The 10,662-nt window shown below is 74.6% G+C and carries 9 protein-coding genes; 7 read left to right on the forward strand and 2 right to left on the reverse strand.

Going from position 1 to position 10,662, the window contains the following annotated elements; translation table 11 throughout:
- The first annotated feature begins 120 nt into the window (after positions 1–120).
- Genes CBZ_RS02805 through CBZ_RS02830 form a run of 6 tightly spaced genes read left to right on the forward strand, consistent with a single transcriptional unit; the run spans position 121 to position 6,106 of the window.
- On the forward strand, positions 121–969 hold the full coding sequence (locus CBZ_RS02805) for an STAS domain-containing protein (protein ID WP_130780087.1): 849 nt from the start codon (positions 121–123) through the stop codon (positions 967–969).
- Positions 969–1,373 (forward strand): STAS domain-containing protein, encoded by a 405-nt coding sequence (locus tag CBZ_RS02810; RefSeq protein WP_246012996.1) that lies wholly within the window; start codon positions 969–971, stop codon positions 1,371–1,373. Before CBZ_RS02805 ends, CBZ_RS02810 begins: the two co-directional genes overlap by 1 nt.
- Complete coding sequence (locus CBZ_RS02815) at positions 1,370–1,783, forward strand: ATP-binding protein (RefSeq protein WP_130780088.1); 414 nt, start codon at positions 1,370–1,372, stop codon at positions 1,781–1,783. Before CBZ_RS02810 ends, CBZ_RS02815 begins: the two co-directional genes overlap by 4 nt.
- Positions 1,780–2,805, forward strand: a complete 1,026-nt coding sequence (locus tag CBZ_RS02820; RefSeq protein WP_218022697.1) for an ATP-binding protein — start codon at positions 1,780–1,782, stop codon at positions 2,803–2,805. Before CBZ_RS02815 ends, CBZ_RS02820 begins: the two co-directional genes overlap by 4 nt.
- On the forward strand, positions 2,802–4,520 hold the full coding sequence (locus CBZ_RS02825) for an ATP-binding response regulator (RefSeq protein WP_130780090.1): 1,719 nt from the start codon (positions 2,802–2,804) through the stop codon (positions 4,518–4,520). Before CBZ_RS02820 ends, CBZ_RS02825 begins: the two co-directional genes overlap by 4 nt.
- Positions 4,517–6,106, forward strand: coding sequence for a SpoIIE family protein phosphatase (locus tag CBZ_RS02830; RefSeq protein WP_130780091.1), 1,590 nt, complete (start codon positions 4,517–4,519; stop codon positions 6,104–6,106). Before CBZ_RS02825 ends, CBZ_RS02830 begins: the two co-directional genes overlap by 4 nt.
- A 125-nt stretch (positions 6,107–6,231) precedes the next feature.
- Here the strand turns inward: CBZ_RS02830 and CBZ_RS02835 are convergent, their stop codons facing one another.
- Together CBZ_RS02835 and CBZ_RS02840 are read right to left on the reverse strand one after the other, a co-directional pair.
- Positions 6,232–7,977: a glycoside hydrolase family 13 protein gene (locus tag CBZ_RS02835; RefSeq protein ID WP_130780092.1), complete on the reverse strand. Its 1,746-nt coding sequence runs from the start codon at positions 7,975–7,977 to the stop codon at positions 6,232–6,234.
- A gap of 141 nt (positions 7,978–8,118) precedes the next feature.
- Positions 8,119–9,180 (reverse strand): LacI family DNA-binding transcriptional regulator, encoded by a 1,062-nt coding sequence (locus CBZ_RS02840; protein WP_373862135.1) that lies wholly within the window; start codon positions 9,178–9,180, stop codon positions 8,119–8,121.
- 214 nt (positions 9,181–9,394) lie between these two features.
- Here CBZ_RS02840 and CBZ_RS02845 point away from each other — a divergent pair, with 214 nt between their 5' ends.
- Complete coding sequence (locus CBZ_RS02845; RefSeq protein ID WP_130780094.1) at positions 9,395–10,639, forward strand: sugar ABC transporter substrate-binding protein; 1,245 nt, start codon at positions 9,395–9,397, stop codon at positions 10,637–10,639.
- Positions 10,640–10,662 lie beyond the last annotated feature (23 nt).

Here is a 10,662-nt window from a genome sequence, read left to right on the forward strand (position 1 = left end):
CGCCCGATCGAGGGACGCCGCCCGCCCGCCGGGTGGCCCGCTGGACCGCGCTGTAGAGTCACGGCGCCGCCCCCGGGCGCCCCTGTGGCGCGCGACCCCACACCCCGTCACGGAGTCCCCATGCCTGCTGCCGACGCCGCCCGCCTCGCCGCGATCCTCGAGGACCGGACCGCCGACATCTCCGCCGCGTGGCTCGACCGCGTCGTCGCCGAGCTGCAGGGCCGCACGACCCGCGCCGAGGCGCAGCGCGAGCAGGCCGAGATCCTCGACGCCCTCGTCGACGGGCTCAAGGCCGGCGGCGAGCGCGTCGACGCCCCCGCGTTCGACGCGCTGCGCGGCCTGCTCGCCGAGCTGTCCGCGGCACGGGCGCGGCTCGGGTTCACGCCCCGCGAGACGGCCGTCGGCGTCTTCGCGCTCAAGGAAGGGCTGTACGCGGTCGCCGGCGAGGGCGACGCGGCCGACGTCGCCGACCTCACCGCGCTGCTGCGGCTCGTCGACGACCTGGGCCTCTTCACGTTCGAGAGCTTCGCCGCGGCACGCGAGTCGATCATCAGCGAGCAGGCGGAGCAGCTCCTCGAGCTGTCGACGCCCGTCGTCAAGCTGTGGGAGGGCGTCGTCGCCGTCCCGCTCGTCGGCACGCTCGACTCGGCCCGCACGCAGGTCGTCATGGAGAAGCTGCTGCAGACGCTCGTCGAGACGGGCTCGGAGCACGCGATCATCGACATCACAGGCGTCCCGGCGGTCGACACGCAGGTCGCGCAGCACCTGCTCAAGACGGTCGTCGCGGCGCGCCTCATGGGCGCGGAGTGCACCATCAGCGGCATCCGGCCCCAGATCGCGCAGACGATCGTCGCGCTCGGCATCGAGTTCGGCGACATCCGCACCAAGGCGACGCTCGCCGACGCACTCGTCGCGGCGCTGCGCTCGAACGGTGCGGCGCGCACCCCGGCCGCGGTCCTGGGCGTCTGATGGACACCGTCCCGATCCTCAAGCTCGGCTCGACCCTGCTCGTCTCGATCCAGGTCGACCTGTCGGACCAGACGGCGCTGCAGCTGCAGGAGGACCTCGCCGAGCGCATCACGCAGACAGGCGCCCGCGGCGTCCTCATCGACATCTCGGGGCTCGAGATCGTCGACTCGTTCATCGGGCGCATGCTCTCCTCGATCGCCGGGATCTCCCGTGTGCTCGACGCGACGACCGTGGTCGTCGGCATGCGGCCTGCCGTCGCGATCACCATGGTCGAGCTCGGCCTGTCGCTCGACGGCGTGCGGACGGCGCTCGACGTCGAGAAGGGCCTGCGGATGCTGCAGCCCGAGGACTCCGAGGCGCCCGAGGCGCTGCTGCTCGGGCTCGCCGCGGCCGAGCCCGAGTGACCGCCGACCCGGCGACGTCGCAGCGGCTCGCCATCACGACCGACGGGGACGTGGTGCGGGTGCGCCAGGCCGTCCGCGGGCTCGCACAGGGGGCTCGGCTGTCGCTCGTCGACCAGACCAAGCTGGTCACCGCGGCGAGCGAGCTCGCGCGCAACACCCTCGTCTACGGCGGGGGTGGCGAGGCCGTGCTGTCCGTCGAGGCCGACGGGCGCCGCACGGGCGTGCGCGTCGAGTTCCGCGACGACGGGCCGGGCATCCCCGACCTGGACCTCGCGATGACCGACGGCTGGACCAGCGGCGGCGGCCTGGGCCTCGGGCTGTCCGGCGCGCGGCGCCTCGTCGAGCACTTCGAGATCGACACGGGACCGGGGCGCGGGACGCGCGTCGTGATCGCCTCGTGGTCACGGTGAGCGCGGACGGCACGGTCGAGGACGTCGCGTGGCTCACGGTGGACCACGTGAGCGCGACCGGTGCGGCCCGTCGTGCGGCCGCGTCGCTCGCGGCCCGCGTCGGCATGAGCGAGCAGCGCGCGGGGGAGATCGCCCTCGTCGTCGCCGAGCTGACCGGCAACCAGATCAAGCACGCGGGCTCCGGGTCGGCGCTGCTGCGCGTGCGGCACGGGGCGTCCGGGCCCGTGATCGAGGTCGTGGCGGTCGACTCCGGTCCCGGCATGGCCGACGTCGCCGCGGCGCTCACCGACGGCGTCTCCTCGACGGGCACGCTCGGCATCGGCCTGGGCACGCTCGCCCGGCTCGCCTCGACGTTCGACATCTACTCGCGCCCCGGCGCGGGGACGGTCGTCACGGCGGCCTTCGCGGCCGACGACGTCGACCCACCCGGCGTGCCCGCCGCGGTCGGCGTGACGCGCCCGATGACCGGCCAGGACGTGTGCGGCGACGCCTACGCGATCCGCAACGACGACGGCGTCCTCACCGTCATGCTCGCCGACGGCCTCGGGCACGGCCCGCTCGCCGCGGTCGCGAGCAGCGAGGCCGTGCGCGCGTTCCGGGCCGCACCGGCCGCAGGACCCGCGGCGCTGCTCACCGCCGTGCACCGCGGGCTGTCCGGGACGCGGGGGGCTGCCGTGGCCGTCGCCCGCGTCGAGCAGGACCACGTCCGGTACGCCGGCGTCGGCAACATCGCGGGCGTCGTCTTCGACGGTGTCGCACGCCGCGGCATGATCAGCCACCCCGGCATCGCGGGCGGCCAGGCCCGCACCATCCGCGAGGCGACGTACCCGCTGCCGCGCGGCGGCGTCGTCGTCATGCACAGCGACGGCGTGACCGAGCGCCAGACGCTCGAGGGGTACCCGGGTCTGCTGGGTCGCTCGTCGCTCGTCGCGGCGGCCGTCGTGCTGCGCGACTACGGGGTGCGCCGGGACGACGCGAGCGTCGTCGTCGTCCGCCCCGGCACGGTCCCGGCAGCGGCATGACGGCAGGGGCCACGGCCGCGTCCCGCGAGCTCGCGACCGTCGAGCTCCTGGACGAGAGCGACGTCGTCGTGCTGCGCCAGGTCGGGCGTGAGGCGGCCGAGGCGCTCGGACTCGAGCGGCAGGACCAGGTGCGCCTGGCGACCGCGCTGTCCGAGGTGGGGCGCGAGGTCGCGTCGGGCGGTCGCGGCCGCGCGGTCCTGGCCGTGACCGGCGGGCCCGTGCCGGAGCTCGTGGTGCACCTGTCCGGCGCCCCGGCACCGGGCACGGGCCGCGGCGAGGTCACGGGCGTGGCCGCCGCGCAGCGGCTCGTCGACCGGGTCGACCTCAGCGTGCGGGCCGACGGCGACCGGCTGGTCGTCCTGCGCAAGGCGCTCCCGGAGGGCCGACCGGTCGCGTCGCAACGGCTCGACGCCGTCCGCGCCACCCTGTCGCGGCCGCGCGCCGCCGACGCGCTCGCCGAGCTGCGGGTGCAGAACACCGAGCTCGTCCGCGCGCTCGAGGCGCTCGCGGCGCGCGAGCAGGACCTCGTGCGCGCCAACGAGGAGCTCGAGGAGACGAACCGCGGCGTCCTCGCGATGTACACGCAGCTGTCCGACGAGCTCGAGGAGACCAACAGCGGCGTCGTCGCCCTGTACGCCGAGCTCGACGAGCGCGGGCGGCAGCTCGCGGCCGCCAACGACGCCAAGACGCGCTTCCTGCGCAGCGTGTCGCACGAGCTGCGCGCGCCCGTGAACTCGATCCTCGGCCTGGCCTCGCTGCTCGCCGACGGCGACCTCGACGCCGAGCAGCGCGTGCAGGTCGGCTACCTCGACTCGAGCGCCCGGTCGCTGCTCGGCATGGTCAACGAGCTGCTCGACCTGGCCCGCGCGGAGTCGGGGCGCCAGCACGTGCACCGTGTCCGCGTCGACCTCGCCGCGCTGCTCACCGACCTGGCCGGGACGGTCCGGCCGCTGCTGCGGCCCGGCGTCGACCTGCACGTCGACGTGCCCGACGGGCTCGACGTGCACACCGACCCCGAGCTGCTGGACCGTGTGCTGCGCAACCTGCTGACGAACGCCGCGAAGTTCACGGACACGGGCGCCCTCACGGTCACCGTGAGCGTCCCCGCGGACGGCGTCGGCGTCGTGGTCGCGGTCGCCGACACGGGCCTCGGCATCGCTCCCGAGCACCTCGACGCGGTGTTCGAGGAGTTCTACCAGGTGCCCAACCGGCTGCAGCCGTCCGTCAAGGGCACCGGGCTGGGGCTGCCGTACGCGCGGCGCGTCGCGGAGGCGCTCGGCGGCTCGCTCGACGTGACCAGCGAGGTCGGCCGCGGCTCGACGTTCACGCTGACGCTCGAGCGGACCGCGGTCCCGACCGTCGGGCGCGTGCTCGTCGTCGACGACGACGAGGCGTCCCGGACGGTCGTGCGCGGCCTGCTGGGCGGGTCCGCGGCCGAGGTCGTCGAGGCGCGCGACGGGTCCGAGGCGCTCACCCTGCTCGCGTCGGACGTGCCCGACGTCGTGCTCATGGACGTGCGCATGCCGGGCCTGGACGGCCCGGCGACGCTGCGGGAGATCCGGGCCGACGACCGCTGGGCGGCCCTGCCGGTCGTGCTCATGTCGAGCCTCGACGGTCCGCCGCTCGACGGCGTCCCGTTCGTCGGCAAGTCCGGGCTCGACGCGACGACCCTGCTGCGCGTGCTGCGGGAGGCCACGGGGAGGACGGCGCCGTGAACGACGCACCCCGTCGCGTTCTGGTCGTCGACGACACCGAGGCGCACCGCTACGTGATGGCGAGCTGGCTGCGGCGCGCCGGCTACACGGTGACCGAGGCGGGCAACGGGCGCACGGCCCTCGAGCTCGCGGCCGGCCACGACGCCGTCGTCCTCGACGTCAACCTCCCGGACATGTCCGGCTTCGACGTGTGCCAGCAGATCAAGGCGGACCCGTCGACGGCCGTGCCCGTGATGCACGTGTCCGCGACGAGCATCGACGCCCGCGCGCGCACGTCGGGGCTCGAGCGGGGCGCCGACGCGTACCTGGTCGAGCCGCTCGACCGCGACGAGTTCCTCGCGACCGTCGCGGGCCTCGTGCGGTCGCACACGTCGCGCCGGGACATCACCGAGCACGCGCGCCGGCTCGCGGACCTGGCCGCGGCGATCGTGCCGCTCAGCGCGGCGCGCACGCTCGACGACCTCGTGGCCGCGGCCGCGAGCGGTGCCGCGACGGTGTTCGGCGCCGCGGTCGTCGTGGTCGCGACCGCGTCGGACGGCATGGCGACCCGCGTGGTGTGCCCCGGCCCCGGGCGGGCGGTGGTCCGTGGCCGTCTGCTCGCGCCCGCGGGGAGCCCCGCGCGCCCGCAGCCGTACGTCGCAGCCGCGCAGGACGCGCCCGGGGTGTGGCGGGAGATGCTCGACCGCGCGGGCGTGCCCGCGACGTCGTGGCACGTCACGCCGCTGTCCGAGCCGGGCGGGCGTCCGCTCGGCGGCTTCTCGGTCGCGACGCCCGACGGGCCGCTCGACGACGACGACGCGGACCTCGCGCAGCAGTTCGGCGCCGCCCTGGCGGGCGCCCTGACGACGCTGCGGTCGTACGCGCAGGAGCACCTCATCGCCCTGACGCTGCAGCGCTCGATGCTGCCGCACAGCCTGCCGTCGTCGGCGGGCCTGCGGATGGCGGCGCGGTACAGCGCGTCCGACTCGCAGCTCAGCGTCGGCGGGGACTTCTACGACGCCGTCGAGCTGCCGGACGGCCGGGTCGCCGTCGTCATCGGGGACGTGCAGGGCCACTCGCTGCGGGCCGCGACCGTCATGGCGCAGCTGCGGTTCTCGCTCGCCGCGTACCTGGTCGAGGGGCACCCGCCCGCGCGGGCGCTCGACCTGCTCAACGACCTGCTGGTCCGCACCCACCCGGAGCTCGTCACGGTGTGCGTCGCCGTCGTGGACCTGCGCACCGGCACGGTCGAGGTCGTCAACGCGGGTCACCTGCCGCCGCTGCTCGTCACGCCGCAGGGCGCGTCGTACGTGCGGGCGTCGTCCCCGCTGCTCGGCGTCCGGCCGCAGCGTGACCGGCCCGTCGAGGTCGTCGCGACGGACGGCCCGTGCACGCTCGTGCTCGTCACCGACGGCCTGCTCGAGCGCCGGTCGGGACACCTGGGGCGGGCGCTCGAGGACATGGCGCAGGTCGCCGCCGCCGCGGGGACGCTCGACCCGGGCGAGCTGTGCGACGTCCTGCTCGGCCGGTTCGACTCCGCGGAGCGCGGCGACGACGTCGCGGTGCTGGCCGTGCACCTCACGGGCGAACGGACCGACGCGGCCTGACGCCGACTGACGCGCTCTGGCGGTTCCGGTGCGTCGTCCCGACCAGCGCCGCGGGCCACCGCGCGTCGGCATGACGACGCCCGGGCGGCCCACCGTGCGGCGGGTCGCCCGGGCGTGCGTCGTGCTCAGACGGTGGCGCGGACCCAGACCGTCGTGTCGGGCGCGACCACGACCGCGTCGCCGGTCGTCGGCTCGCCGGCCGAGGCGACCAGCACCTGCGTGCCCGCGGGCAGCGTGACCGTCTCGGTGCCGAGGTTCGCGACGACGACCACGTCGCGGTTCGCGAACGCGAGGACGTCCGGCCCGAAGCCGTCGAGCCAGGCGAGACCGCCGGACCCGAGCTGCTCGGCGCGTCGCGTCGCGAGCGCCGCCCGGTAGGTCTCGTAGGTCGAGCCCGCGACGCCGCGCTGCGCGTCGAGGGCGTACGCGGCCCACGACTGCGGCTGGGGCAGCCACGTCACGCCGGTGGGGGAGAAGCCGAAGCCCTCCTCGCCCGCGGCCCACGGCAGGGGCACCCGGCACCCGTCGCGCCCGCGCTCGGCGCCGCCGGTCCGGAAGAACGCGGGGTCCTGGCGCAGGGTGTCGTCGAGCGAGGTGTGGTCGGGCAGGCCGAGCTCCTCGCCCTGGTACAGGTACGCCGAGCCGGGCAGCCCGAGCATGAGCAGCGTCGCGGCGCGCGCCCGGCGCAGGCCGAGCTGCTCGTCGGGCTGCTCGTCGCCGACGCCGATGCCGTTGGGGCGCGAGCCGGGGACGGACAGGCCCAGGCGCGAGGCGTGGCGGACGACGTCGTGGTTCGACAGCACCCACGTGGTGGGCGCGCCGACCGTGTCGGCCGTGACGTACGAGGCCTCGATGACGTCGCGCAGCGCGGCGGCGTCCCACGGCGTCGCGAGGAACGCGAAGTTGAACGCCTGCTGCATCTCGTCCTCGCGGACGTACAGCGCGAGGCGGGACAGGGGCTCGACCCACGCCTCGGCGACGAGCGCGCGGTCGCCGGTGTACTGCGCGAGCACCCGGTTCCACGCCCGGTAGATCTCGTGCACGCCGTCCTGGTCGAACATCGGGCCGCGGTTGCCGGAGCCCGTGACCTCGTCGGCGCGGTCGGCGGGCTCGGGTCCGTCCTCGACGCCCTCGATCATGCTGACGTGGCCGTCCCAGTCGGGCAGGCCCGCCTCCTTGACCATGCCGTGCGCGACGTCGATGCGGAACCCGTCGACGCCCCGGTCGAGCCAGAACCGCAGGACGTCCTCGAACTCGGCGCGGACCTCGGGGTGCTCCCAGTTGAGGTCGGGCTGCCGCGAGTCGAACAGGTGCAGGTACCACTGGCCGGGCGTGCCGTCGGCGTCGGTGGTCCGCGTCCAGGCCGGGCCGCCGAAGATCGACTCCCAGTTGTTCGGCGGCAGCTCGCCGTGCTCGCCCCGGCCCTCACGGAACAGGTAGCGCTCGCGCGCGGCCGAGCCAGGGCCGGCCGCGAGGGCCTCGCCGAACCACACGTGCTCGTCGGAGGTGTGGTTGGGGACCAGGTCGACGATGACGCGCAGACCGAGGCCGTGCGCGCGGGCGAGCAGGGCGTCGAAGTCGTCGAGGGTGCCGAACAGCGGGTCGACGTCGCGGTAGTCGGCGACGTCGTAGCCCGCGTCGGCCTGCGGCGAGCGGTAGAACGGCGAGAGCCACACGGCGTCGACGCCGAGCTCGGCGAGGTGGCCCAGGCGCCCGGTGATCCCCGGCAGGTCGCCGATGCCGTCGCCCGAGGCGTCCGCGAACGAGCGCGGGTAGACCTGGTAGATGACGGCGTCGCGCCACCACTCGCCGTCGGGGGAGCCGGGCGCGTGCACCTGGGCGAGCAGGGGACGGGTGTCGAGGGACGTCATACGGGCATGCCTCTTTCGGTGGATCTCGGGTGGGGAGGCGTCGTCGCCGGAGGAGCGGTGCGAGCGGCAGCCGTGACGGCGGCCGGGATGCTCCGGGTCGGACCAGGGTAGGCACCGGTCGCGGGGGACCGGCAAGGGGGACTACGCGGAGGCGTTCGTCACAGGGCTCGACCCGCCGGCCGACCCGCTGGTCACGGCCGGGGCCGCGCCCGTGGAGCCGCGCACGATGAGCTCAGGGTGGAACTTGAGCTCGGTGCGCGAGGCGGGGGTGCCGTTGATCTCGGCGACCAGCGCGGACACCGCGGCGTGCCCCATCGCCTGGACCGGCTGGCGCACGGTCGTGAGCGGGGGGTCGGTGAACGCGATGAGCGGGGAGTCGTCGAAGCCGACGACCGACACGTCCTCGGGTACGGACAGCCCGTGGGCGCGCGCCGCCCGGATGGCGCCGAGCGCCATGAGGTCGGAGCCGCAGATGATCGCGGTGTGCCCGGACTCGATGAGCTCGGACGCGGCCGCCTGCCCGCCCTCGACCGTGAAGAGCGTCGAGACGACGTGGCCCGTCGGGTCCTCGACGCCCAGGTGGCGGGAGAGGTTGACCGCGAACTCCTCGCGCTTGCGCCGGGCCGGCACGAACCGGTCGGGGCCGATCGCGAGGCCGATGCTGCGGTGCCCGAGCGAGGTCAGGTGCCGGAACGCGAGGTCGAGCGCGGCGGCGTCGTCGGTCGACACGGTCGGCGCGTCGACGCCCTCGGCCCAGCCGTTGACGAGCACGACGGGCAGCCCGCGGCTGCGCAGCCGGTGGTACCGCTCCTTGCTCGCGGTGGTGTCGGCGTGCAGGCCGGAGACGAAGACGATGCCGTCGACGCCGTGCTCGAGGAGCATCTCGACGTACTGGTCCTCGGTCGTGCCGCCGGGGGACTGCGTGCACAGCACCGCGGTGTAGCCGCGCTCGGTGAGCATCGTCTCGACGACCTGCGCGAACGCGGGGAAGACCGGGTTCGACAGCTCGGGGACGACGAGGCCGACGAGGCCGGCCGACCGGGTGCGCAGCTTCTCGGGTCGCTCGTAGCCGAGCACGTCGAGCGCCGCCAGCACGGCCTGCCGTGCCTGGGCCGACACGCCGTGCTTGCCGTTGAGGACCCGTGACACGGTCGCCGTGCTGACGCCGGCCTGCTCGGCCAGGTCCGTCAGACGGGTGCGCACGGGTGGCAGCGTAAGGGACACGGGACCTCCTCGTCCTGAGTCGTCGTTCCATGGTCCTGGCGATCCGAGGAGGAGTCGCTGCAACCGTTGCCTGAAAGTTACCGTAACGACTTGCAACGCGGGTTGCAACGCCGTAGTTTTCCGTCGCACCAGGCCAGCGTCGGTGGGAGGACCGCCGAGCAGGCACTCCCCACGCAACCCTTGGAGAGACACGATGCGACGGAGCATCCCTGTCGTCGCGGCGACGATCGGCCTCGCGCTGACCCTCACCGCATGCGCCGGCTCTGACGAGCCCGCGGGCGACGCCACCTCGTCGGCCCCCGCCGCGAACGCCGGCACCCTCACCGTCTGGGTCGACGACACCCGGTCCGGCCCGGTCAAGGAGGTGGCGTCGGTCTTCGAGGAGGAGAAGGGCGTCACCGTCAAGCTCGTCCAGAAGGACTTCGGCGACATCCGCGACGACTTCATCTCGCAGGCGCCGACCGGCCAGGGCCCCGACGTCGTCGTCGGCGCGCACGACTGGCTCGGCAAGCTCGTCCAGAACGGCGTCGTCGCCCCCGTCGAGCTCGGCGACAAGGCGGCGGACTTCCTGCCCGTCTCCACGCAGGCCATGAGCTACGAGGGCACGCTGTACGGCCTGCCCTACTCGGTCGAGAACATCGCGCTCGTCAAGAACAAGAGCCTTGTCGCCGAGGCGACCCCGGCGACCTTCGACGAGCTCGTCGCGCAGGCCAAGGCCGTCGGCACCGACTACTCGGTGCTCGTCCAGCAGGACGAGAAGACCGGCGACCCGTACCACCTGTACCCGCTGCAGACCTCGTTCGGCGCCCCCGTCTTCGGCACCGACGCGTCCGGCGCCTACAACCCCGACGAGCTCGGCCTCGACTCCGACGGTGGCCGCGCGTTCGCCGCGTACCTCACCAAGCTCGGCGCCGAGGGCGTCCTCAACACCTCGGTCTCCGGCGACGTCGCCAAGGAGGCGTTCATCGCCGGCAAGGCGCCCTACATGATCACGGGCCCCTGGAACGTCGGTGACTTCGTGTCCGCCGGCATCGACGTCGCCATCGAGAAGGTGCCGTCCGCGGGCGGCCAGCCGTCGCAGCCGTTCGTCGGCGTGCAGGGCTTCTTCATCTCCTCGAAGTCCGAGAACGCGCTCCTCGCGAACGAGTTCGTCGTCAACTACCTCGGCACCAAGGACGTGCAGCTCGCCATGTACGAGGCCGGCGGCCGCGCCCCGGCGCTGCAGTCCGCGCTCGACGAGATCGGCTCCGACCCGATCGTCGCCGGCTTCGCCGCCGTCGGCATCGACGGCGTGCCGATGCCGTCCATCCCCGCCATGGACACCGTGTGGTCCGACTGGGGCGCCACCGAGGTCGCGCTCGTCAACCAGCAGGGCGACCCCGCCACGCTGTGGGACCAGATGACCTCCGCGATCGCCACCAAGATCGCCGCGAGCTGACCCCTCCCGGTGGCCCCGCCGGG

The sequence above is a fragment of the Cellulomonas biazotea genome, assembly GCF_004306155.1.
Classification (GTDB): domain Bacteria; phylum Actinomycetota; class Actinomycetes; order Actinomycetales; family Cellulomonadaceae; genus Cellulomonas; species Cellulomonas biazotea.